This is a genomic window from Cupriavidus sp. DF5525 (genome assembly GCF_040149425.2).
Classification (GTDB): Bacteria; Pseudomonadota; Gammaproteobacteria; order Burkholderiales; family Burkholderiaceae; genus Cupriavidus; species Cupriavidus pickettii_A.
Window position 1 is genome coordinate 194529 of the sequence record NZ_CP168267.1, and the last position, 23963, is coordinate 218491.

The window sequence follows — 23963 nt, forward strand, 5'->3', positions numbered from 1 at the left end:
TCTTGTTGTCAGCGGTTGACCAGCGTGGCCGGCACACGGAGCACCAGCAGTGCGCCGATCACGGTGAAGGAGGCGAGGAAGTACATACCCCAGTCGGTCGAGCCGGTCAGGTCCTTGATCCAGCCGATCGCGTAGGGGCTGGCGAAGGCGGCGAGGCCGGCGAAGGCATTGATCGCCGCGATGCCGGCCGCCGCGCTGCGGCCTTCGAGGAATGCGGTCGGCAGGCTCCAGAACAGCGGCGAGCAGACCATGCAGCCCGCCGCAGCCACCGACAGCATCGCCACCGCGAGCGTGGGGTTGTGGCTGAACAGCGTGCTGAGCGCCAGCCCGGCGCCGCCGACGAGGAAAGGCACCACCATGTGCCAGCGCCGCTCGCGCGTCCGGTCCGAGTGGCGGCACACCAGGATCATCGACACCACCGCGAACGCGTTCGGGATCGCCGTCAGCAGTCCCACGTCCAGCAGCGAGACCACGCCTGTCGAGCGGATCACCGACGGAATCCAGAACGCCAGGCCCGACAGGCTGGAGACCGTGCAGTAGCAGATCAGCGCCATGTGGATCACGCGGCGGTCCCGGAACAGCTTCAGCAGCGACACGTGTTCGATCTTGGCCGCCTTTTCTGCCGCGATGTTGTGCGCAAGGCGGTGCTTCTCGGCTGCGCTCAGCCACTGCGCGTCGGCGATGCGGTCGTCGAGATACCACACCACGGCAAGCCCCAGCACGATCGATGGAATCGCCTCGAGCAGGAACATCCATTGCCAGCCGGCAAAGCCGTAGTGGTTGTGCATGCTCTCCATGATCCAGCCGGACAGCGGCCCGCCGAGGATGCCGGCCATCGGCACCGCGGTCATGAATACCGCGATGACCGCCCCGCGGCGGTGCGACGGGAACCAGTAGGTGAGGTACAGGATGATGCCGGGATAGAAGCCGGCCTCGGCGGCGCCGAGCAGGAAGCGCAGCACGTAGAACTGCGTCGGCGTTTTCGTCAGCGCCATGCAGGCCGAGATGCAGGCCCACAAGATCATGATGCGCGCCAGCGTCTTCTTCGCGCCGATGCGGTGCATCAGAACATTGCTGGGGACCTCGAACAGGAAGTAGCCGATGAAGAAGATGCCGGCGCCAAGACCGTACACCGTGTCGCTGAACTTCAACTGGTCCAGCATCTGGAGCTTGGCGAAGCCGACGTTGACGCGATCGAGGAAGGCAGCCACGTAGCAGGCCATCAGGAAAGGCAGCAGTCTCCAGGCCACCTTGCGGTACAGCGCGTGATCGTGCGCTGCCATCGTGTCCGTGGTCCCGGTGTTCGGGGTTGTGGCCGGGGTGCGCAGCGTCTGCGCGGAGTGCAGGGAATCGCTCACTATGTTCCTCCTTTGGATTTGGCGAGACAACAACGCCCCCTGCGGGCGCCCGGAAGCGCCTGCATCACGTTATTTTTTTATTCGCGAAGGGGGCGGGGAAGGGTGCCGGCTACGCGGCCACGGCTTGCGGCGGCGTGGCGCCCCGCTGGCTGGTGATGCGGCCGTAGGCCTCGGGGCGGCGGTGCCGGTCGAAGTTGAACGTCGTGGTCTTGTACGACTGGCACAGGTCAAGGTCGCAGCGCGCGATGGCCAGCTCGTCGCCCTTGGTCGAGCAGGCCGCGACGATCTCGCCGGACGGCGCGATGATGCAGGTGCCACCGATCATCTCGCAGCCTTCCTCCTTGCCGGCCTTTGCCACGCCGACCACCCACGTGCCGTTCTGGTAGGCGCCGGCCTGCATCACCAGGTGGTTGTGGAACATCGACAGGTCGTCGTGTTCCGGCGCGGGCGGGTTGTGCACGGGCGTGTTGTAGCCGAGCAGGATCATTTCGGCGCCCTGCAGGCCCATCACGCGATAAGTTTCCGACCAGCGGCGGTCGTTGCACAGCGCCATGCCCATCACGCCGCCAAACGCCTGCCAGACGCCGAAGTCGTCGCCCGGCTCGAAGTAGCGCTTCTCGAGGTGCTGGAAGGCGCGCCACGGCTCATGCTGGTCGTGGCCGGGCAGATGCACCTTGCGGTACTTCCCGGCGATCCTGCCGTCGCGGCCGACGAGGATGGCAGTGTTGTAGCGGCGCTCGACGCCGCCCTCGACCGCCAGTTCCGCGTAGCCGAGGTAGAAGCCGATGCCGAGCCGCGCGGCGGTCTCGAACAGGATGCGGGTCTCGGGGCCGGGCATCTCGCGCTCGTAGAAGGCGTTGAGCTCCTCGGGGTCTTCCATGTACCAGCGCGGGAAGAACGTGGTCAGCGCCAGCTCGGGGAACACCACGAGGTGGCAGCCCATCTCGTGGGCGTGGTGCAGGTGGCCCAGCAAGCGGGCGACGACGTCGCGGCGCGAATCGCTGCGCTGGATGGGGCCGAGCTGGGCTGCGGCGACGTGGACGAAGCGGGACATGATGGGGTGTCTCCAGTTATGCGGTGAATGTCATGCGGCCAGCTCGAGCATCAGGTCGAGCAGCACGTCGGCGCCGGCCTGGATGTCGTGGTCGTGGGTCAGTTCGGCGACGTTGTGCGAAAGGCCGCCCACGCTCGGCACGAAGATCATGCCGGCGGGGCACATGCGGGCGAGCATCTGGGCGTCATGCCCGGCGCCGCTCGGCATGCGCCGCACGCTGTGGCCGTGGCGGCGCGCGATGGCCTCGACGCGGGCGACCATGCCTTCGTCGAACGCCACCGGTGCGAAGTCAGCCAGCGTACGTTGGGTGAGGCGCACGCCCTCGGCCTTCGCCATGTCCTGCGCATAGGCCAGCGTGCGCTGCACGGCCCCGGCAAGCACCGCGCCGTCGGTATTGCGCAGGTCGACCGTGAACACCGCGCGGTTCGGAATCACGTTGACCAGATTCGGGAAGAACTGCACCTGGCCGACCGTCGCGAGCTGCGCGCTGCCAAGTTCGCGCGACAGGTCCCGCACGAAGCAGGCGATCCGCGCGGCGACAAGGCCGGCGTCGTGGCGCAGCCGCATCGGCGTGGTGCCGGCATGGTTGGACGTGCCTTCGACGGTGAACTCGGTCCAGTGGATGCCTTGCACGCCGGTGACCGCGCCGATGGTGATGCCCTCATGCTCCAGCACCGGTCCCTGTTCCACGTGCAACTCGACAAAGGCATGGACGCGGTTGCGGCCCACCGGCGCCGGTCCGGCATAGCCGATCCGGGCGAGGTTCTCACCGACCGTGGTGCCGTCGATGCCCTTCGTATCCAACGCCTGCCGCAGCGGAAGGTCGCCCTGGAACACCAGGCTGCCCATCATGTCGGGGGCGAAGCGCGCGCCTTCCTCATTGGTGAAGAAGGCCGCTGCCAGCGGGCGACGCGTGACGATGCCGGCGTCGTCGAGCGCCGCCATGACCTCCAGGCCAGCGAGCACGCCGAGGTTGCCGTCGTAGCGGCCGCCGGTGCGGACGGTGTCGATGTGCGAGCCGGTCATCACGGGCGGGAGGTCTTCGCGGCCGGCACGTACGCCGACCACGTTGCCGATGCCGTCGATGCTGATCGACAAGCCCAGCTCGCGCATCCACGACACCACCAGGTCGCGCCCGGCGCCGTCCTCGTCGGTCAGGGCGAGCCTGCAGACGCCGCCGCCGTCGATGGCACCGACTTCGCCGAGCGCGGCGATCCGCCGCAGCAGGCGGGGCAGGTCGATTCGCGCCGTCTGTTCAAGGTCGAGGGTAGCGTTCACGCTGCCTTCCTCACGTCTTCCGGCAGGCGGCCGACGATGCGCTCGTAGAGTTCCACGTCGGTCGCGCCTTCGCTGCCGAACACCAGCACCCGGCTGGCAGCAGTCAGGCCGAGCGGTTCGCGCACGGCGGCATCGGCCATCGCGCCGAGGCAGCCGGCCAGCCCCGCGACCGCCGATTCGCCGGCCACGATGGGCGTATCGCCATAGCGGCCGTCGGCCAGGAGGCGCACGCTGTCGAGCGCGGAGGCATCGTCAATGGTCAGGAAGGCATGCGCGCCGGGATGCAGGACTTCCCACGCCAGCAGCGAGACTTCGCCGCAGGCGAGACCGGCCATCACCGTGTCGAGGTCGCCGTGGATCGCCACCGGCTTGCCGGCGCGCGCGCTTTCATACAGGCAGGCGGCCTTGTCCGGCTCGACCACGATAAAGCGCGGGCGCTTGTCGCCGAGTACTTCCCAGAAGTGCGCGCACACGGCGGCTGCGAGTCCACCCACGCCGCCCTGCAGGAAGACATGGGTCGGAAGCTGGCCGTCCGGCAACTGATGCAGCGCCTCGTCGGCCATCACCGCGTAGCCCTGCATCACGTCCTTCGGCACCTCCATATAGCCTTCGTAGGAAGTGTCGGACACCACGAAGCGGCCCAGCCGCGCCGCATCGTCGGCCGCCTGGCGCACCGAGTCGTCGTAGTTGCCGGCTGTGCGGACCACCTGCGCGCCGTACTGCTCGATGGCCGCCTTGCGGCCTTCGCTGACGGTGGCGTGGACATAGATCACGCACTGGCAGCCGAAGCGCTGCGCGCCCCAGGCGACCGAGCGGCCGTGGTTGCCGTCGGTGGCGCAGGTCACGGTAATGTCGCGGACCACGTCGGCATAGCGGCCCGACAGGAGATCGTCTACCGACACGTCGCTCACGCCTAGCCGGCTGGCGATCTCGCGCAGCAGCAGGCGGCTGACCGCGTAGGCACCGCCCAGTGCCTTGAAGCTGCCCAGCCCGAAGCGGCCGCCTTCGTCCTTGTAGAGGATCTGGGCGACACCGGCGGCACGCGCGAGGCCGTCGAGGGCGACCAGTGGCGTCGGCGCGTAGCCCGGCCAGCGACGGATCTGCGCGGCCGCGCGGGTGAAGGCTTCGCCGCCGAGCACGGCTTGCTGGCGGGACCCGTAGGGGGCGCCGGGCGTGGCGGCCGGGTTCAGGGCGCACTGCAGCTTCAGGTTGGGGAGCGGATGATTCAAGACAGTCTCCTTGGTTGGGATCTAGCGATGGAGGTCGCCGTAGTGGTCATGGAGTGACTCGATTTCCTCGAGCCGCTCGCGCGCCGCGTCGCCGAGGACCAGCGCGAGGCATGTGCAAAGGTGGTTGATCAGGCTGACGGCGGCGACGTAGGAGTCGAATACCGCGGCGCCGTGGTTGACGCAGCGGAGCACTACGTCGGAGCGCGCCGGCAGATCCGTCGCGCTGGGGTCGGTCAGGATCACGACCTTGGCGCCGACGCGGTTGGCGTGGGCGACCATCGGCCACAGCAGCGTCACGCGTCGGCGGAAGTCCATCACCAGCAGCACGTCGCCGGCGCCCAGGTCCGCCAGGTCTTCGGCGAGGTTCAGGCCAGCGCCCGGCGCTAGCGTCACATGCGGCCGCAACTGGGTCAGTAACGCCCACGCGTATTGCGCAAGCACGCGGCCGTTGCGAAAGCCCGCGATGAAGACCCGCCGCGCATCGGCGAATATCGCGACGGCGCGCTCGACGTCGGCCGGATTCAGGCGGTCGAAGGTGTGGGCGAGGTTCTGCATGTCGTTGGCGAGGTGGCGCGCCAGCGGCGCCTGCTCGTCCGCTGGGGCCTGGACGCCGGCCAACTCATACAGCGGTGAGCCGCGGTCGGATTCGTCGCGCAGAAGGGACCGGACCTCGTTGAAATTCTCGTAGCCAAGGCGGCGGAAGAACCGTCCGGCCGTCGCCTTGGAAACGCCGGCCTTCTGCGCCAGCTCGGTTGCCGAGTAAGCCGCAAGGTTGCCGATGCACTCGAGGGTGACAGCGGCCAGGCGGCGCTCGCTTTCGGTGAGCTGGTCGTGGAGCGCGAGGATCTTGTCTTGCAACGATGGGGTCATGATTGGGTCCGGATGAAACTTCGGTTTCAGAAATATAGGTGAATGAAACTTTAGTGTCAAACAAAATTAAACGTGAAACTTTGGTTTCAGAGTATGCATTTTTACGCACATGACGTTGTGGGGGCGGGCTGGTGCACACAGCCGAGTAAGCATGTCTTAGAGAGGTTTGCACGCGCCGGTCAGGCGACCAGATCGCCGTTAGCGTCTGGGCGCAGTGCACCACGGCAAAGGTCCGGTAACAGAGAAACCGGGTGTGCGGGGTCTTGGTGATGACCGGCGGCTGGCCGTGCGCGAGAACGTGCGTGCAGTGGGCGCGAAAGCTATAGAATCCGAGGCATCTCTTTGGGGGAAGCCCATGTCATTACCCTGCACTGCCAGCTATCGAGAGGTCTCGCTTGGTCTCCGGTCGCGAGACGAGCGCGAGTTCATTCCGCAAGGCAATGCGCAATACGGGGGCAAGCGACAATGAGGGCTGAAATGCAGGGTGACTTGCTGGAGCGTACGGCCGCTTTCCACAAAGCGGCCGTCGCGTGCATCGGGAATTCGCAGCCGAGCGAAGATACGAGGGCGGTATCAGCCTATCAATGTGCGCTCATGTCGGTTGAGCATGCCACGGGGGCACTTGCCTTGCTCAGTATCGGCCTGCCGAACGCAGCAATGGCGCTGTTTCGTCCGCAGTTTGAGACATTGGTCCGGGGCGCCTGGCTTCTGGAAGCGGCTGACGAGAAGTGGGTTCTCCAGTATCACGAGCCACTGTCTCAGGATTCAGGGCGTGCAGCCGAAAAGGCGCCGGGGGTGAACGCCATGTTCGACCAGCTCCTCAAGCTGGGGGAGCCGCGAGTGCAGGATGTTATCGCCAATCTTGACCAGTATCGCGCGCTGGACTGGGGTGCACTACATAGCTTCACGCATGGCGGCATGCACCCAATGGCAAGATCCGGTGCCGGGTACACGGATGAACTTGTTGACAACGTCATCCGCAACGCGAACGTGCTGGTCTGCCTGGCGGCGCAGATGGCGGCGCTGGTATCCGCCGACCCACAGGCATGCATGGTGCCCGTGCGAAAGCTGCATGAGGACTTCCGGGACTGCATACCGCTTGCCTGAGACCTTACGTGGGTGGCTGGTGCTAGATGCGGGTGGCGGTAGTGGAGATCGTCGAAGCTGCGCTGTCACAGGCCCAATCGCAATAACAAGATATCGGCGCGGCCAGACAACTCTCTTTTGGTCATTGCACAGTAATCAATACAACCGGGAGGTAAGGCGAGCGAGCCAACCGCGCAACTCATCTGCGCGAATATCTTGAAACTTCCCGCAGAGAACCAGGGCGAGATCCGACTGAAGCGTCCCGAACACGGCCGCTGCGTCGGACAAGGTAATGCCTGCGGCTCTCATACATACCGTAATGTCTTTCACGATTTCCGCCTTGAGCGGAATTTCCTCAGCGTCCGCGAAGCCAAGCTGCGCGTAGACATTGGTCGGCCCGTACTCGAATCGAAACATGTGGACCTCCTATGTTGTTGTTTTTGAACATGGCCATCGAGCGCGCTGTACCAATACAGTGCCGGCTGAGGGCAGGATTATTGGTGCATACATTCGATAAGACAATGGGGGAAACACTGAGACGCTTATGGCCACGGGTAGTTCACGGCGCCAAAGCGATTTCATCACCCCGTAACATTGAGCCAGGCAGCGCAGCGCATGGGCGACGGTGGAATGGGTCATGTCGCTTCCTGTGTGAGGGCCGCTGATCACCGCAGGGCAATGCCAGACGAGGCGATCACCGATGCGTATTTGGGCAGGTCGCGCGTGAGCGTGGCATCCAGTTCCTGCGCCGACGAGGCGACGACCACATAGCCCGCGTCTTCCAGTTGGCTGCGCGTAGCGGGGTCATGCAGGACCGCTGCCACATCGCGGTTGATGCGCTCGACCACGGCGGCCGGCGTTGCGGCGGGCGCAAGCAGGCCCTGCCAGCTCTCCACGGCAAAACCCGCCGCACCGGCTTCTGCCAGCGTGGGTACCTGCGGCAGCGCCTTGGAGCGGTAAGGCGTCGTGACCGCCAAGGCGGTGAGCTTGCCGGCGCGTACATAGTCTGTCACCGCCGCCAGCGTGATCAGCGTGGCGTCGATATGGCCGCCAAGCAGGTCGACAGTAGCCGGCGCGCCGCCGGGGTATGGGATGTAGTTGACTTTAATGCCGACCTGGCGCGAAAGCATTTCATGCGCGACGTGCGCGATGCCGCCATTGCCGGGTAGTCCCAGCGCCAGTTCGCCCGGCTTGCGGCGTGCCAGCGATACGTATTCCTGGAAGCTGCGCACGCCGAGATCAGGCCTGACCACCAGCACCTGCGGATTGACTACCGCCTTGGTGACGCCGCGGAAGGCGCGGCTGGTGTCATAGGGCAGGTTCTTGAACAGCGATGCATTGAGCGTTACGCCTTCGCCGCCGAGCAAGAGTACATGGCCGTCGGGTTTTGCCTTGGCTACCTGCGACGCGCCGATGGTGCCGCTGGCACCGACGACGTTGTCGACCACAACCGGCTGTTGCCATTTCTCGCTGAGCTTGGTGGCCAGCGTGCGCGCCAGCTTGTCGGCGCTGCCGCCGGGAGCGACCGGTACGACAATGCGTACCGGGCGCGAGGGATACACGGCGTCGGTGGCGAAGGCCTGCATGGAAGCGGCGGCCAGCGCGGCAGCGGAAAGACTCAGGGTGGCGCGAAGGAAGTTGCGGCGAAGCATCGTGATGGCCTGGAATGGGAAGCAGGCAGGCCGCCTGGCGCAAGTTTGCGCTGGGGCCTGCTCGGGACACCAGCATAAGAAGCCGGGCGCGCCGCACCAACGAATCTTTGAGCCTATGGATATGCGTTGATGCGGCTCGCGCTGAATTGCATGTCGATCCTTGGAAGCCTTCTTTTGCAGCGCTCGAGGGCGGCGTTACAGTCACCGCATGACCCAACAGAACCTATCCCCATCCGCGGTGCCGGGCAACGCTGTTGCCAGCCGGCGCCACGCGGCCGTGGCCGCCTTCCTCAACGAAGCCAGGCGCCTGCTGGACAGCGCGCCGCGGCGCGATCGCGAGACGCTGCAAGCGGTCGCAGGCGCGCTGGAGCGCCTGGGCCTGCAGCAAGACCTGTTCCCGCAGGCACACTTCCCGGTGACACCCGACAACCCGGCGCAGGTATATCGCTTGGCGGAAGACCTGGACGGGCGCTATGCGTTGTACGTGTCGGCCGGCTTGCCGGGCAAGGCGCAGCCGCCGCACGACCACACCACCTGGGCCATCATTGCCGGGATCCGCGGCAGCGAGCGCAACGTCTTCTACCGGCGCGAGCCGACGGCCAATCCGGCCCGCAACAAGCTGGTCGAGACCGGCAGCAGCGACGTGGTCGCGGGCACGTCGGTTACGCTGCTGCCAGAGGACGTGCACACCATCGAACTGACCGGCAGCGAGCACGGGCTGCACCTGCATTTCTATGGACTGGCGCTGGACCGGCTGAACGAACGCGTGGTGTTCGAGAGCACAGCGGGCGGGAGTTTCCGCCATTTCGGGCCGCCAGAACGCATCGCCCACGCGCTGATCGATCCGGTGGCGCTCAATGCCGCCCTCGCGGACGGTGAGGAAATTGCGTTGCTGGACGTACGCGAGACTGGTGTCTTCGTACGCGGCCACTTGCTGCGCGCGGCATCGGCGCCACTGTGGCGCCTGGAACTGCTGATCGACCGTCTGGTGCCGCGGCGCAACGCGCGCATCGTCCTGGCCGACAATGGCGAGGAGCGTGAGGGCCTGGCGCATGAGGCGGCCGCCAAGCTGGTGCGCCTTGGCTGGCGCAATGTGTCGGTCCTCGCCGGCGGCGTGGCGGGATGGGCCGAGGCGGGCTTCGAGGTTTTCAGCGGCAGCAATGTTCCCAGCAAGGCGTTCGGTGAAGTCATCGAACACCGCAAGCACACGCCTTGGATCAGCGCCGATGAACTGCAGCAGCGCATCGGGCGCGGCGACGACATCGTCGTCGTCGACAGCCGCACCACCGAAGAATTTGCCGATTTCAGTCTGCCCTTCGCGCACAGCCTGCCGGGCGCGGAGCTGGTGTACCGGATCGAGGAACTGGTTCCGCGTGCCGAGACGCTGGTGGTCGTCAACTGCGCCGGCCGCACGCGCAGCATCGTTGGCGCCCAGACGCTGATCGATGCCGGCCTGCCGAACCGCGTTGTCTCGCTCAAGGACGGCACCATGGCGTGGCTGCTTGCCGGCCGCGCGCTCGCCACAGGCCGCCATACCCCGCTGCCGGAGCCAAGCGAGGCGGCACGCGCCACAGCTCGCACCCGCGCCGAAGGCGTGGCCGCGCGCGCCGGCGTGCGCCGCATCGATGCGGATACGCTACAGCGCTTCGAGGCAGAAGCGGGCGAACGTACCTTGTATCGCTTCGATGTGCGCACCCGCGCGGAATACGAGGCTGGCCACCTGCCGGGCTGGCGCTGGGCACCCGGTGGCCAGCTGGTCCAGGCTACCGACGAGTACGCGGCCACGCGCCATGCGCGCGTGGTCCTGGCCGACTGGGATGGCGTGCGCGCGCTGACCACTGCTGCATGGCTGGCGCAGCTCGGCGCGCATGACGTGTTCGTGTACGCGCCGCCGCCGCACGCCGCGCTCGACACGGGGCCGGAACCGGTCCGCGTATTGTCGTCGCGACCGGCGGCGCGACAGGTGTCGGCCTTGCAAGCCGATTCGCTGCTCAAGGCAGGGCTGGCACATATCTTCGATGTCGAACGCCGCACCAGTTATGAGAAGCGCCACATCGCTGGCGCGCAGTTTGCCGTGCCGGGCAAGCTTGAGTCAATCCTTGACGGCCTGTCGCCGAAGGAGACGGTGCTGGTGACGTCGTCAGACGGCGTCCTGGCGCGTACGGTGGCGGCGGAGCTTGCGGCCCGCAGTGGACGCGATGTCAGAGCGCTGGCTGGCGGTACCCAGGCATGGGTGGCGGCGGGTCTGGCCACTGGCAGCGGGGCGCAAGGTGTGCTGACCGGGGACGATGACTACTGGTTCAGTCCTTACCAGCATAGCGATATCGCGCAGCGCAATGCCGGCTTCCAGGCCTACCTGGACTGGGAGGTGGGTCTGGTGGCGCAGCTTGAGCGTGAGGGTGATATTGGCATCCGGTTGGTGCCGGACGCGAACACTGCCGACGTGCCGGTTGTCGGCGAGCAGTCGAGGTCATAGGTCGCGGGCACTGGACGCAGCTGGCGCTGCGTCCTTAAGCCGCTCCTGCTACAAGCCAGGAATCCTTGCGAGCATCCCCTCTACCGACGTGGGGGAGAGGGGCGGAGGAGAGGGGCGGAGCATGAAGCGCGTCGGTATGCTTGCGCAAGCCTTCTCCCGACTTCATTCATCGGAAGGGCGTGGGCGCACAAACCGACAGCATCAGCTGACCGGTTCAGGAGTCCGGACACTGTCCGGCCCCTCGCCATCAAACGATAACCCGGTGAAATGCCTGATCCAGATCCACAATCAGATCCTGCGGATCCTCCAGGCCGACATGCAGTCGCACCACCGGCTCGTTCCCCTGCCATGCGCTATGCTCGCGCAGCCGTTCCGGCGCGGCAACCAGCGCAAGGCTCTCATAACCGCCCCATGACGCCCCCAGCGCAAACAGTCGCAGCGCGTCGACAAAGGCCGCGGCGGCCTTGCTATCGGCATGGCGCAGCGTAAATGACACGAGCCCGCTGGCGCCACTGAAATCCCGCTGCCACAGCGCATGGCCGGGGTCATCCGGCAGCGCCGGATAAAACACACGTTCCACCTGCGGCTGCGTCTGCAGCCACTTCGCAATTTCCGTAGCATTGCGCTGATGCTGGGCCAGCCGCACTGGCAAGGTACGCAGGCCGCGCAATGCCAGGTAGGCGTCGTCGGCACCGATGGTCAGGCCCAGCGCTTCATGCGCCGTAGCGATTCGCTCGGCCAATGCCGCGCTGTCGACAATCACCGCGCCCTGCATCACATCGGAATGGCCGGCAATGTACTTGGTCGACGCCTGGATCGAGACGTTGGCGCCCAGCGTTAGCGGTTGCAGGAACCAGCCGCCGCTCCAGGTGTTGTCCACGGCGACCGGGATGTCATGTTCGCGCGCGATGCCGGCCAGCCGGGGCAGGTCCAGCACTTCATACAGCAGTGAGCTTGGGGATTCCAGGTAGACCAGCTTGGTCTGCGGCTGGATCAATGCAGCGAGATCGTCGCGACCGGGTGAAAAGTATTGCAGCGTGATGCCCAGCCGCTGTAGCAGCGTCTTGTCCACGCGCCTCAGCGGGGAGTAGACGCTGTCCGAGACTAGCGCATGATCGCCCGGCCCGAGCAGTCCCACCAGCACCAGCGTGATCGCGGACAGACCGGAAGGTGCGAGGAAGGCGCGATGGCCGCCTTCGAGCGTGCACAGCGCGTCTTCCAACGCCTGGTGGGTATCCAGGCCATGCCGCCCATACGAAGCCACGCGCTCGCCGGCCGCGCGGCGATGGTGGCGATCGTCCAGCTCGGCGTTGCTCGCGAAGCGCACGGTGCTGGTCCGGACCACGGGTACGTTGACCGGTCCGGCGCCATCGCGCAGCGACGGCGCGCCGGCGTGGAGCAGTCGAGTGTGCTTGCCGTCCACGCTCATGCCGCCACCTTGCTGGGCTGCATTTGGGTGGCGTTATAGTTCACGATTTCGCCGGTCTCCAACCGCACACCGTAGCGTCCGGTCAGAGTTTCCAGCGGTCGCCCATAGAGATGGAAGTGCAGCGTCGGGGTATCGCCGAGCACGTGGATGCTGTGGATGTCATCGGGCAGGAAGGCGATCGACGTACCTGGCTCGACCGTTAGCTCCTGCACCAGCTCGAGACGGGCGACGCCGGGCTCCTGGCCGTTGTCGGTGCGCCGGTAGACGCGGTTGTGCTCGCGGCCTTCCACGGCGACGATCACGGCCCAGGTGTCGTGGTTGTGCGGGATCGTGGTCTTGCCGGGGTTGATGGCATTCAGGTACAGGGCGATGCCGTCGTCGCCGTCGGCCGGGTTCAGGCGATAGCGCGTAGAGGCGCCGCTGCCTTCGGCGGCTGAGGGCGGTGGAAAGTCTTCATGTGTGAACAGCGTGCGCTGCGAGGCCAGCGCCTGCAGCCGCGTGGAAATCGATGCCAGTGTCTCACGGTCGGGCTGGGCGCCGGCGAGACGGCGGATCTCCGTCAGGGCCTCGGCAATCGCCTGGCGGCGCGCGGACTGGCGTTCTTGTGGTGTGGATTGGCTCATGGTGTCCGTCCTTCAATGGGCGAGTGGGGATGGGGCGGGAGAGAACGCGGCATCGAAGCCCGCCGGCAGGCGCGCTACGGCGCCCAGCGCGCGGCGCAGGAAGGCGCGCGTGCGCTCGTGCGTCGGTTGGCCGAAGATCTGTTCGGCGGGGCCGTGCTCGACGATCCGGCCTGCCTCGGTGAAATAGATCCGGTCGCTGATCTCGGCCGCGAATCGCATCTCGTGCGTGACCAGCACGCAGGTCATGCCGTCCTGCACCAGTTCGCGGATCACGGTTAACACCTCGCCGACGGTCTCGGGATCGAGTGCGGAGGTGACCTCGTCGAACAGGATAAGCTCGGGCTGCATCGCCAGCGCGCGGGCGATGGCAACGCGCTGCTGCTGGCCGCCGGACAGTTCCCCGGGGTAGGCGCCGGCCTTTGCCGACAGCCCCACGCGCGCCAGCAGCGCATGCGCGTCGCGCTCGGCGTCGGCGCGTGGCCGGCCGATGACGCGGGTGGGAGCAATTACCAGGTTCTGCAGCACCGTCAGGTGCGGGAACAGGTTGTATTGCTGGAAGACAAAGCCCACTCGCTTGCGCAGCGCGATCAGCTCGCTTTCGCTGCGCAGCGCTGGCACATCGGTGTCGCCCACGCGGATCTCGCCGCGCTGTGGCCGCAGCAGGCCGGTGATGCAACGCAGGATCGTGCTCTTCCCGGACCCGGACGGCCCGATGATGGTAACGGCCTCGCCGCGCCGCACGTCGAGGTCGATGCCATTGAGCACGGCGTTGTCGCCGAAGCGTAGGTGCACGTCGCGCAGGCGTACCAGCGGGGCGGTGGCATGGATGTCGGGCGCGTGCGCATCGCTGCGCAGAAACGATTCAGTGGCGTTCATGGCGGCGCTCCAGCGCGCGGGTCGCACGCGCGATCGGGTAGCAATAGGCAAAAAAGAGGACCAGCAAGGTGAAATAGACCAGGATCGTGAAGTCGGTGCGTGCCACGGTGTTGCTGGCCACTTGCGCGGTGTCGACCACGTCGTGCACGCCTACCAGGGAGGCCAGAGACGTGCTCATGGTGATGCTGGCGTAGAGGTTCATCCATGGCGGCAGCATGCGCCGCAGGCACTGCGGCAGCACGATCAGGCGGAACACCTGGCGGCGCCGCAACGCGAGCGACTGCGCGGCTTCCCATTGCGCGCTGGGAATAGACTGGATGGCACCGCGGAAGATCTCGGCCACGTTGGCGCTGGCGGGCAGCGCCAGCCCGAGCACCACCTTGACCCAGTCCGGGAACGGCACGGTCCAGCGTAGCAGCGCAAGCTCGAACGGAAATACATAGGTGGTGAAATAGACCAGCACCAGTACTGGCGCATTGCGAAAGGCCTGGACCCAGAGACCTGCGGCGCCGCGCAGCACCCGATTCGGCGTCAGCAGCAGCGCGCCGATCACCAGGCCCACGGCGGTGCCCAGTGCCATCGCCAGCACGCTGATCTGGATGTTTGCCCACAAGCCGCGCAGCAGCGCGGGGGTCCAGGTCCACAGGCTGCGCAGTGCAGCCGGCGGTGGAACCACGAGCGTCCAGCAAACCAGCACCAGCAGCAAGGTGCCAAGGATCAGCGCCCAAGGCCCGCGCAGCCATGCTTGGGATCGGCCGCGGCCGTCATGCAGGGCGGTGTCACTGGCCATAACCGGGCATCCCTAAGCGAGCTTCGAGCCATCGGCCGGCCTTGCCGACCAGCCAGGTCAGCAAGCCAAACCAGGCAAGGATCAGCAACAGCAGTTCCAGCACGTTGTCCCGCTGGGTCCAGATCATGATGGATTCGTAGGTGACGTCGCCCACCGCGATCGCCGACGCGACCGCGGTCATCTTCACCAGGTCGACCAGGTTGTTGACCAGCGCGGGCAACGCAAAGCGCACCGCCAGCGGCAACTCGACGCGCCACAGCAACTGGCGCCGCGAGAAGCCCAGGGAGCGTGCCGCTTCCAGCGTCACGCGCGGCACCGCCTCGATGCCGGCGCGCAGTGCCTCCGCGTGAAATACCGCCTTATGCAGCCCGACCACCAGCACCACCCAGAAAAAGGGCGTGAGCGGGTTGCCCACGCCGCGGCTGTCCAGGTGCTGGGTGATCAGCATGTTCAGTACCAGGAAGGCGCAGTAGAGCTGGACCAGCGTGGGCGTGTTGCGCGTCAGTTCTACGAAGACGCGCGCCGGTGCTACCAGAGCTCGCTGGCCACTGGTCAGCATCGCCGCAATGACCACGCCGGCCAGTAGGCTGCATGGAATGGTGAGCAGGCAAAGTTGCAGCGTGACGACCAACCCGCGCAGGAACGCGGCGCGCTCGCCTGGGTCGAGCACGAAGGCGTAGTTCAATCCCAGTGCCTTGAGTGCAGCAATCAGTCCGGGTAACCAATGTTCGGTCATGCCTCAGGAGGGATTCTTGAAACGCGACTGCAACTCCACCAATACCGGCTGCGGTGGCGTTATGCCCAGGCGCTTCTCAGTGGAAATCAGCCAGCCTGAGCGGTGCCATTCCTGCACCACCTTGTCGACCACCGCGATAATGTCGGTTTCGCCCTTGCGGGCCCACACCACCGACGGTGCGGGCAGAATCTCGGCGGCGATCGGGGCAGCGTAGTCGGCCCACTCCGGGTTGCTGCGCAACAGCGGGTGGATGAGCGTGGCGTCATGCACGGCCGCCACGCACTGGCCGCCGCGGAATGCCAGCAGCGATTCCGCGGCGGTCTTGTAACCGCGCACCTGCGCGCCGTACTGGTCTTGCAAGGGCTTGATATAGCTGCTGCCCTGCGAGGCACACACCGGCTTGCCGCGCAGGTCCTCCCACTGGCGGATACCGGTGCGCTTGAGCACGGCGGCGGTGCCGCCGACGCGGTAGAACGGCGTCGGCGCGTAGCTGAGCAGCTCGGCGCGCTCAGGGTTCAGTTCCATCGACGCGATAAGCAGGTCGACCTTGCCCTGCTGCAGGAACTGCACGCGGTTGGAAGGCTGCACATGGACCAGCTCGACCTCCGCACCGATGCGCTTGGCGAGGTCGCGTGCCAGTTCGGGGTTCCAGCCAACGAGCTGTTGCGTGGCGGGATCGATCGAGCCGAACGGGCCGCCGCTGGCGGCCACGCCGATGGTGACTTTGCCCCGCTGCTTAATGCGATCGAGCGTGGCGTCTGCCCAGGCGGTGTTCAGGCCGATGACGGAAAGTGCCATCGTGGCAAGCAGGCGGCGTGGGACGGTAATAGACATGAAGGCGAAGTAGGGAGCCGGAAAGGAGGAACGATGCTAGCGCGGCAGGGGCGCCGGTCCAACGAAGGCTTGCGGATATCGATATGGGTTTCTTTCGCTCCAGCGTGGCGTCGCGTTCCCTATCCTGTGAGGCCGTTGCTGGCGCTCTTCGAGTGCGCCTCGGTGGTGCGTGCGCAAACCCGTATATGGACGTGATCGCCGTGCGCGAGTCGGACAAGAATGCGCTGTGGGTGTCCGCGATGGGTGACGGCCTGGCAGTCCGAGGAATGCGCAAGTTCATCCAGGCCAAGTACAGGGCTTGGCGATCCCTCTGACCCGGTGCGCGCCGAGCCGCACTCAACCAGGGCTTCGCGCAACGCGAGCGAAGCTTTGCGCATGCCGATATGCGATCGCTGCGTCTATGCACATGCAAAATCGGCAGTTCGCCGGCACGATGCCTCACCGTACGATGCCGGCTGGCCGTCCCCCAACAGCGATCCGATACATGGCGGCCGAAGCACCGACGATACCCATGCCTTCCCTAAAGCTCCCCGCCTGGCCCCGCGCCTTCGCCTCTCTTCTGGTCGCTTTCTCCGTGGCCCCCGTCTATGCCGAGTCGAGCTTCCCGCAAAAACCCATTACTTATGTGGTGCCGTACACGCCGGGTGGCACGAACGACAACGTCGCGCGAATCATTACCAAGCGGCTTTCCGAGAAGACCGGGCAGCCGGTGGTGATCGAATACAAGCCCGGTGCCGGTGGGACGCTGGGCGCGGGCTTTGTCGCGGCGGCTGCGCCAGACGGCTACACGCTGCTCAGCACCTCGATCGGGAATCTGGCCATCGCCCCGCAGCTGATGCAGGTGAAGTTCGACCCGTTCACCGACCTGGTTCCGGTCTCCTATATCGGTAACTCGCTGGCAACCGTGGCGGTCAACCCGGCGGTGCCAGCGCAAACGCTGCTGCAGCTGATCGCTTACGCGCGCGCCCATCCCGGCACGCTGACGTACTCCAGCTCGGGCAACGGCACGCCCGGCCATCTTGCGGGCGAACTGCTCAAGCGCGTTGCGAATATCGACATCCGCCATGTCCCGTACAAAGGCAGTGCGCCAGCGGTGGCTGATGTGGTGGCCGGCCACGTCGATATCGTCTTCGATCCGCTGAGCGCGTCGTACATCAAGGCCGGCAAGCTTCGCGCGCTGGCTTACTTCGGGGGCGCCAAGGCACAGGGGCTGCCGAATGTGCCGTCGATCCGCGAAGCCGGCGTCAAGGGCTGGGAAGACGCGCTGGCCGGTGCCTTCTTTATCAGTGCGCCCAAGGGCGTGGCGCCGGAGGTGCTGGTCCAATTGCGCCGCCTGATTGGCGAGATTCTGAAGGAACCCGACACCATCGCTGCACTCAACCGCGTGCAGGTGGACGTGCAGCCGCTGACGCCGGAGCAGGCCTCGCAACGGATTCGCCAGGTCCACGACATTGCAGCGCGCGTGGTCAAGGACGGCGCGCTGCAACCCAACTAAGCGCCTGCCATTCCTGTTGTCTATTCATCCTAGCGTTTCCCCATGAAGCTTGGCCTGTTCCTGCTAGCCGCCGGCCACCACGCCGCCGGCTGGCGCTATCTCGACGCTGAATCCGGCACTGAAAACATCGACTTGGTGGTGCGCATGGCGCAGGCGGCCGAGCGCGCAAAATTCGACATGGTGTTCTTCGGCGACCGTCTGATCACATCCGCCGACGCGCACCCGTCGATGATCACGCGCCCGGACCCGCTGGCGATGCTGGCGGCATTGTCGATGGTGACCTCGCATATCGGCCTGGCCGGTACTGCATCGACTACGTACAGCGAGCCGTTTAACCTGGCGCGCACGTTGGCCACCGTCGACAAGCTGTCGCGCGGCCGCGCCGCCTGGAATATCGTCACCACCTTTGCCGACGGCTCGGTCAACTTCAGCCGCAGCCGGCACCCGGATCATGCCCAGCGCTATGAGATTGCCGATGAGTTCGTCACGGTGGTCAAGGGTCTGTGGCGCTCATGGGATGGCAATCCCTATGTGCAGGACAAGCGGGCTGGCATCTATGTCGATGTGGCGAAAATGCATGCGCTTAGTCATCAGGGCAGGCATTTCTCGGTGGCGGGGCCGCTGAACGTCACCGGCAGCGAGCAGGGCCATCCGGTGCTGATCCAGGCCGGCTCCTCCGGACCGGGCCAGGCGCTGGCGGCCCGCCATGCCGAGGTGGTGTTTACTGCCCAACAGGACCTGGAAGCGGCGCGTGATTTTGCCCAAGGGCTGAAGGCACAGGTCAGAGGGCAGGGCCGCAACCCGGCACATTGCCTGATCATGCCCGGGTTGATGCCGATCATCGGGCGCACCGAAGCCGAGGCGCACGACAAGCTCGCAACATTGCAGTCCTTTACCGACCAGTCCAATGCTCTGGCCATCCTGAGCGAGCAACTGGCCGTCGATGTTTCGGGCTACGACCTCGACAGGCCGCTGCCTCCGCTGGCGCCCGAGGAGGTGGTGCACAGCCGCAGCGCGCTGCTGTTGAAGCTCGCCGAGGAGCGCGGGCTGACGTTGCGCCAGCTCTATCATCTGGTAGCCAGCGCCCGCGGCCACCAGATCGTGGTCGGGACTGCGGAACAGGTTGCGCAACACATGATAGGCTGGGTCGCCAGTGGTGCCGCAGACGGGTTCAACATCATGCCGGCGTACTTCCCCGGTGGCTTCGAAGATTTCACGGGCGAGGTTGTGCCGATCCTCCAGGCGCGCGGTGCCTTCCGGCGCGAGTATGAGGCTGACACACTGCGCGGTAATCTTGGTCTGCCGGTGCCGCCCGGCGCTGCCCTCACGGCATCCTCATGAGCGGCGGGCTCTGGGGCGCGTTGCGCTCGAGCGCGACAGTTCGTCGCGGCCTGGAGCGCACTCGCTGCTAAGCCAAGCCTCCTGCAAACCAACAGCAACTCGTCTGGCTTCTAAAACTCGCGTCGCGACACGCCACCTGCCGGGATCAGCGGGCACCGCTCGCAGATGTAACGGTCCCGGGGAATCAGTCTGGGGCGACAGCCACACGTACCTGCTTCAATGCCTGGAACGGTTCCAACTGCGTTGCCGTGGCCGCCGCGTCGGTGATCAGCGTCCATGCGCGGTCTAGCGGCGTCCAGTGCTGCTGCTGTGCCCGGCCGAGCTTGGTGGCGTCGGCAAGCACGAAGATATCTGCCGCCTGGCGGATGATGCACTCCTTCAGGTAGGCCTGCTCCGCGCTGGCTTCGCACAATCCCACGCCCGCGACCACGCCGTCCGCGCCGAGGAACGCTTTGTCGACACTGATGCGCGACAGCGCCACCTGGGCCAGCGGGCCGAAGGTCCCCATGCTGGAAGGACGCACGTCGCCGCCGATCAAGGTCACGCGGATGCCGGGCAGGCCGGTCAGAGCGGTGACGGCCAGCAGGTTGGTGGTGTAGACATGGAGGTCCTCGCGCGCCCCCAGCTGCCGTGCCAGCGCAGCGGCGGTGGTGCCGCTGTCGAGCAACACGGCGTCGCCGTCCTGCACGAAGCTCGCCGCCATGCGGGCGATGGATTCCTTCTGCTCACGCTGCAGCGACTTGCGTTCCTCGAGCGAGGCCTCGGGCTCGTGGCCACCCACCTGCATCAGCGCGGCGGCACCGCCGTAGGTCCGCACAATGCGGCCTTCGCGGGCCAGCGCGGTCAGGTCGCGGCGCACCGTGGCCACGGAAACCCCAAGGCTGCCAGTCAACTGTTCGACATTGGCGACCTCGCCCGAGAGCACGAGTTCGAGAATGGCGCGGCGGCGGTCGGCGGCGTTCATGGCTGGCGAAATCAAAATTGGGGATCCTCAACGATCCCCGATCTTACAGGAGCCGGCAGCCCCGGCGTGCGCCGATGGCTCAGGCGCGGCGCGTGGCCAGCTCGGCGCCCTGGCGCAGCGCCTCAAGCAGGCTGCGTTCGTCGGCGATCCCCTTGCCGGCGATGTCGAACGCGGTGCCGTGATCTACCGACGTGCGGATGACCGGCAGGCCCACCGTGATATTGACGCCGGCCTCCAGGCCGAGCACTTTGACCGGCCCGTGGCCCTGGTCGTGGTACATCGCCACCACCAGATCGAAGTCACCGCGGCCGGCGCGATAGAACAGCGTGTCGGCGGGCAGCGGACCTTCCACGTCCCAGCCGCGCGCGCGCAAGGCCTCGACCGCCGGGATGATCTTTTCCTCCTCCTCGCCGTGGCCGAACAGGCCGTTTTCGCCGGCGTGCGGATTGATGCCGCACACGCCGATGCGCGGCGATGCAATGCCAGCGCGCTGCAGCGTCTGATGGCCGCGCTCGATCGTGCGCTGGACCAGGCTCGGCTCGATCTTGCGGATGGCGTCGAGCAGGCCGATGTGCGTGGTGACGTGAATCACGCGCAGCTGCGGCGCCACCAGCATCATCGACACCTCTGGGGTGCCGGTCAGATACGCCAGCATTTCCGTATGGCCGGGAAACTTGTGACCACCCGCGTGCAGGGCTTCCTTGTTCAGCGGCGCTGTGCAGATCGCATCGATCTTCTCGTCGCGGGTCAGTGCCACCGCGCGCTCGATGTAGCGGAAGGCGGCATCGCCGGCGACGGCGGACAGCTTGCCGAAGGGCAGGTCTTCCGGGATCAGGCCCAGGTCGATGCAGTCGATGGTGCCGGGCTCGAAGCGCGCTTCCTCCGGGGCCTGGATGGCGCGCACCTTAAGCGGGGAGCCGACGAGCCGGCCGGCCAGTTCCAGCCGGCGCGCGTCGCCGATGACGAGCGGGCGGCATTGCGCACGAACGCTGTCATGCGCGAGGCTCTTGACGATGACTTCGGGGCCGATGCCTGTGGCATCGCCCATGGTGATACCGATGACGGGGAGGTAGTCGCTCATTTATGTGTCTCTTGTCGAGTGTGGCGCGGCGCGCCGTCAGGCTGACGGCGCGCGGGATTCAGTCATAGCCTGCCACGCAAGCCACAGGGCGGTCTCGGAGCCGAATGCGCCGGCCTTGGTAGCAACGCGGCGCGCGGGCACGCCGGGCAGCGCAGGCGTGTCGGACAACGGCACACCGGGCTCGACTTCGCGCCGCAGTGTCAGGGCGCCGATGCCGGCCGCCGAGAGCATGGCCCGAGCCGTCTCGCCGCCGGTGGCAATCAGGCCGCGCGCATGCTGGAAACCGGGCAGGGACAACTGCGCCAGCGCGGCGCTCAGGCGCGGCCCTTCGCCCGGGTCGAACGCGTCGTCGCGACCAATGCTGACCAGCAGGTCGCCGCCTGCCCGCAGGCATTCGGTAATCGATTGCTGCGCGGCGCCCCACTCAGCGTGGCCTGCACCTTCGCGCAGGATCCGCGGCGGGACCACCATCGATGGCATCCCGGTGCGTTCGCGCAGGCACGCGGCCTGTCGCCCGGAGATGCCCGAGAGGCTGCCGACCAGCGTCAGGACAGGGCCGCCCTCAGGGGCAGGCAGCGGCTGCGGCGTACCGCCCTCGAACAGGCATTGTGCAGCCAGCGCACGAGCCAGGCCGCCCGAGCCGACCCAGAATGCGGGGACGTCGAGCTGCGCCGTGGCCGCGGCCAGCGCCGCCAGGTCTTGCTCCGTCTGCGCATCGCAGACGACGGCCTGCACGCTTTCGCGCGCCAGTCCGGCGATGGTTAGCCGCAGGTCCGCGTCACCCGCGCGCACCGCATCCAGTGGCAACAGGGTTGCCCGCAGCCCCTGCGCGGCCAGCAGCGCGACAAGGTCGGCACGTCCGGTAAGCCCTTCCAGGCGCCAGATGTCGGAGTCTTCCAGCGGCTGGCCGTTCACGAACATGCAGCCGCCGGCCGTGGTGCGGCCAGTGGCCGGGAAGGCCGGCGCGACGATGGCGAGGCCTGCCAGCGGCGGCAGCGCGGCGGTTTCGACAGCCCAGTTGCCTCGCAACGTGGAATCGATCTTCTTGTATAGCCGCCGCCTGTCGCCCTGGCCGCGATGCCAGGCTTCGAGATTGCGCGCCGCCGCCTCCTTGGGCGCCATGCGGCGGCTGTCGACGTCGCAAGCCACTACGTCGGCCGGCGACAGGTCGGCGCCCGCGGGCGCCGCCTCCAGCGTTACGACGGTGCGGGCGCCCGACATGGCGAAGCCGATCGCACAATCGGCGGCGCCGGAAAGATCGTCGGCAATGATGAGCCAGCTCATACGGCGGTCCTCACTGCCGCCTCGGCCCCCTTGCCCGCCACGCGGCGGGCGACCCAGGCGGTCACCAATGGCGTCAGGACGGCGGTGACCACCACGCAGGCGGCCACCAGGATCGTGGCGCTCCTGGCCGATTCGGCGTAGACCGGATTGGCCGCCGCGACCAGCGTCGGCACGGCGGCGGCATTGCCGGCGGTGCTGGCGGCCGCGACGCCTGCCACGCCCGTGCCGCCGGAGAGGCGGTCCGCGAAGTAAAGCGCGCAGCCGGTGACGGCCACCACGGCGAGGCCAAGTCCGAGGCCTAGCATGCCCGCCTGCCAAACCTTGTGCAGGTCCAGGCCGGCGCCGAGCGCCAGCGCGAAAAAGGGGATCATTACCGGCACGGCCTTGCCCAGGAAATTGCGCATCTCCCGATCCAGGTTGCCCAGCAGCATGCCCAGCATCAGCGGAAGGATGCTGCCGACCATCGTCGGCCACGGGAACGCGGACAGGCCGGCCACGCCTAGCGTCACCATCGTCAGGAAGGGACCGGACTCCAGCGACATGATGCTGTAGGCGCCCACGTCCTCAGGCTTGCCGTACTGGCCCATCAGGGCCATGTACAGGCCGCCGTTGGTGTCGTTCATCGCGGCCACCACGGCAAGCGTCGACAGGCCGGCGAACATGCCGGCACTGATTGGCGCCTCGCCCAGGAAGTGTCCCATGATCACGCCCAGCACCATGGCGGTGCCGACCTTGGTGCCGAACAGCACGCCGCCCTTCTTGAGGATGTATGGCGTGGCCTTGATGTTGATGCTGGCGCCCATGCAGACATAGAACACCGCGAGGATGGGCAGGGCGCCGGTAAAGAGCGCACCGGTGAACGATCCGAAGAACTTCGGCCCTTCCGGCGCGAACGTGGCAACGAGCGAACCGATCAGCAGCGGCACGATCATCATGCCGCCGGGCACGCGCTCGACGGCGCGCTTGATGGAAATCTGCATGTCTGTCTCCTTCCGTTGGGTGCGGCCATTGTATGTTTCGATCAAACACATGATCGAATCGATCATGTGTTGACAGGAGTGTAGATCAGCAAATTAGATTTGACCACTTCAATCATCAAGGTGATTGAAGTGGTCAAATTCGTGCGAGAGGCGGGCGAGGAGTCTGTTGCCCAGAGGAATAGCGGCGCTCATATCGCTCAAGTGGTGTTGAGCCGACAAGGATGAACTTGAGGTAGCAAGAGCTGCACGTTGCTGGAGCGGCTACTGCCGAGGCGGCGCTTGCGCGCCAGTTGCCAGCAGAATCGCCGCATGGCGCCGGGCGAGCGTGCGGACCGTAGGCAAAAGAAAGCCCGCTCAGAGAGCGGGCATGGACCCTTTAGGAGAAAGGGAGGAGACGGGCGTAAGTATAAACCCTTACGCGAACTCTTGCAGAGTGACGCATTGTCGTGAATCGGCATGCCGATATCGCCGCGATGCCTACGATTCCGCCGTGTCGCGTCCGGTTATCGGCACCGGGATGGCACTGA

22 protein-coding genes are annotated in these 23963 nt (G+C 66.4%); 5 read left to right on the forward strand and 17 right to left on the reverse strand.

Going from position 1 to position 23963, the window contains the following annotated elements:
* Nucleotides 1–8 precede the first annotated feature (8 nt).
* From ABNX08_RS35260 to ABNX08_RS35280, 5 genes are all read right to left on the reverse strand, one after another.
* Entirely contained in the window at nt 9–1283 is a 1275-nt protein-coding gene (locus ABNX08_RS35260) for an MFS transporter (RefSeq protein ID WP_349607103.1), read from the reverse strand.
* A 184-nt stretch (nt 1284–1467) separates the two neighbouring features.
* Nucleotides 1468–2412: an N-carbamoyl-D-amino-acid hydrolase gene (locus ABNX08_RS35265; RefSeq protein WP_022540022.1), complete on the reverse strand. Its 945-nt coding sequence runs from the start codon at nt 2410–2412 to the stop codon at nt 1468–1470.
* A 30-nt stretch (nt 2413–2442) separates the two neighbouring features.
* Nucleotides 2443–3690, reverse strand: a complete 1248-nt coding sequence (locus ABNX08_RS35270) for a M20 family metallo-hydrolase (RefSeq protein ID WP_022540023.1) — start codon at nt 3688–3690, stop codon at nt 2443–2445.
* Nucleotides 3687–4919 carry a diaminopropionate ammonia-lyase gene (locus tag ABNX08_RS35275; RefSeq protein ID WP_349607089.1) on the reverse strand — a complete coding sequence of 411 codons (1233 nt, stop codon included), beginning with the start codon at nt 4917–4919 and terminating at the stop codon, nt 3687–3689. Before ABNX08_RS35275 ends, ABNX08_RS35270 begins: the two co-directional genes overlap by 4 nt.
* A 21-nt stretch (nt 4920–4940) precedes the next feature.
* Nucleotides 4941–5789, reverse strand: coding sequence for an SIS domain-containing protein (locus tag ABNX08_RS35280; RefSeq protein ID WP_041682277.1), 849 nt, complete (start codon nt 5787–5789; stop codon nt 4941–4943).
* A gap of 477 nt (nt 5790–6266) precedes the next feature.
* Here ABNX08_RS35280 and ABNX08_RS35285 point away from each other — a divergent pair, with 477 nt between their 5' ends.
* Nucleotides 6267–6896 (forward strand): hypothetical protein, encoded by a 630-nt coding sequence (locus ABNX08_RS35285; RefSeq protein WP_041682278.1) that lies wholly within the window; start codon nt 6267–6269, stop codon nt 6894–6896.
* Between the two features lie 135 nt (nt 6897–7031).
* On the opposite strand, the gene ABNX08_RS35290 is transcribed toward ABNX08_RS35285, so the two are convergent.
* Nucleotides 7032–7292: an XRE family transcriptional regulator gene (locus ABNX08_RS35290; RefSeq protein ID WP_022540027.1), complete on the reverse strand. Its 261-nt coding sequence runs from the start codon at nt 7290–7292 to the stop codon at nt 7032–7034.
* A gap of 248 nt (nt 7293–7540) precedes the next feature.
* Nucleotides 7541–8527 carry a tripartite tricarboxylate transporter substrate-binding protein gene (locus ABNX08_RS35295; protein WP_349607091.1) on the reverse strand — a complete coding sequence of 329 codons (987 nt, stop codon included), beginning with the start codon at nt 8525–8527 and terminating at the stop codon, nt 7541–7543.
* 208 nt (nt 8528–8735) lie between these two features.
* On the opposite strand from ABNX08_RS35295, the gene ABNX08_RS35300 reads away from it, so the two are divergent.
* Nucleotides 8736–11003: a rhodanese-like domain-containing protein gene (locus ABNX08_RS35300; protein WP_349607092.1), complete on the forward strand. Its 2268-nt coding sequence runs from the start codon at nt 8736–8738 to the stop codon at nt 11001–11003.
* A gap of 247 nt (nt 11004–11250) precedes the next feature.
* Here the strand turns inward: ABNX08_RS35300 and metC are convergent, their stop codons facing one another.
* The 6 genes from metC to ABNX08_RS35330 are packed head-to-tail and all read right to left on the reverse strand — an operon-like array spanning nt 11251 to nt 16255.
* Nucleotides 11251–12432: a cystathionine beta-lyase gene (gene metC, locus ABNX08_RS35305; RefSeq protein WP_349607093.1), complete on the reverse strand. Its 1182-nt coding sequence runs from the start codon at nt 12430–12432 to the stop codon at nt 11251–11253.
* Entirely contained in the window at nt 12429–13055 is a 627-nt protein-coding gene (locus ABNX08_RS35310; RefSeq protein ID WP_349607094.1) for a cysteine dioxygenase family protein, read from the reverse strand. The genes metC and ABNX08_RS35310 overlap by 4 nt, the downstream gene beginning before the upstream one ends.
* 12 nt (nt 13056–13067) lie before the next feature.
* A complete protein-coding gene (locus ABNX08_RS35315; RefSeq protein WP_022540033.1) occupies nt 13068–13931 on the reverse strand; it encodes an amino acid ABC transporter ATP-binding protein in 864 nt (287 codons plus the stop codon).
* A complete protein-coding gene (locus ABNX08_RS35320; protein ID WP_349607095.1) occupies nt 13918–14721 on the reverse strand; it encodes an amino acid ABC transporter permease in 804 nt (267 codons plus the stop codon). The genes ABNX08_RS35315 and ABNX08_RS35320 overlap by 14 nt, the downstream gene beginning before the upstream one ends.
* Nucleotides 14711–15457 (reverse strand): amino acid ABC transporter permease, encoded by a 747-nt coding sequence (locus tag ABNX08_RS35325; protein WP_349607096.1) that lies wholly within the window; start codon nt 15455–15457, stop codon nt 14711–14713. The genes ABNX08_RS35320 and ABNX08_RS35325 overlap by 11 nt, the downstream gene beginning before the upstream one ends.
* Nucleotides 15458–15460: 3 nt before the next feature.
* Nucleotides 15461–16255, reverse strand: coding sequence for a transporter substrate-binding domain-containing protein (locus ABNX08_RS35330; protein WP_349607104.1), 795 nt, complete (start codon nt 16253–16255; stop codon nt 15461–15463).
* Nucleotides 16256–16476: 221 nt separating this feature from the next.
* On the opposite strand from ABNX08_RS35330, the gene ABNX08_RS35335 reads away from it, so the two are divergent.
* The 3 genes from ABNX08_RS35335 (at nt 16477) to ABNX08_RS35345 (ending at nt 19127) form a co-directional block, all read left to right on the forward strand.
* Nucleotides 16477–16605, forward strand: coding sequence for a hypothetical protein (locus ABNX08_RS35335; RefSeq protein WP_349607097.1), 129 nt, complete (start codon nt 16477–16479; stop codon nt 16603–16605).
* 197 nt (nt 16606–16802) lie between these two features.
* Nucleotides 16803–17786, forward strand: coding sequence for a tripartite tricarboxylate transporter substrate binding protein (locus tag ABNX08_RS35340; protein WP_022540037.1), 984 nt, complete (start codon nt 16803–16805; stop codon nt 17784–17786).
* A gap of 42 nt (nt 17787–17828) precedes the next feature.
* On the forward strand, nt 17829–19127 hold the full coding sequence (locus ABNX08_RS35345; protein ID WP_349607098.1) for an LLM class flavin-dependent oxidoreductase: 1299 nt from the start codon (nt 17829–17831) through the stop codon (nt 19125–19127).
* 184 nt (nt 19128–19311) lie between these two features.
* Here the strand turns inward: ABNX08_RS35345 and ABNX08_RS35350 are convergent, their stop codons facing one another.
* From ABNX08_RS35350 to ABNX08_RS35365, 4 genes are all read right to left on the reverse strand, one after another.
* Complete coding sequence (locus ABNX08_RS35350) at nt 19312–20091, reverse strand: DeoR/GlpR family DNA-binding transcription regulator (RefSeq protein WP_022540039.1); 780 nt, start codon at nt 20089–20091, stop codon at nt 19312–19314.
* A 79-nt stretch (nt 20092–20170) separates the two neighbouring features.
* On the reverse strand, nt 20171–21172 hold the full coding sequence (gene pdxA, locus ABNX08_RS35355) for a 4-hydroxythreonine-4-phosphate dehydrogenase PdxA (protein WP_349607099.1): 1002 nt from the start codon (nt 21170–21172) through the stop codon (nt 20171–20173).
* Nucleotides 21173–21208: 36 nt separating this feature from the next.
* Nucleotides 21209–22456, reverse strand: a complete 1248-nt coding sequence (dtnK, locus tag ABNX08_RS35360) for a D-threonate kinase (protein ID WP_349607100.1) — start codon at nt 22454–22456, stop codon at nt 21209–21211.
* Nucleotides 22453–23436 carry a 2-keto-3-deoxygluconate permease gene (locus tag ABNX08_RS35365; protein WP_022540042.1) on the reverse strand — a complete coding sequence of 328 codons (984 nt, stop codon included), beginning with the start codon at nt 23434–23436 and terminating at the stop codon, nt 22453–22455. Before ABNX08_RS35365 ends, dtnK begins: the two co-directional genes overlap by 4 nt.
* Nucleotides 23437–23963: the final 527 nt, after the last annotated feature.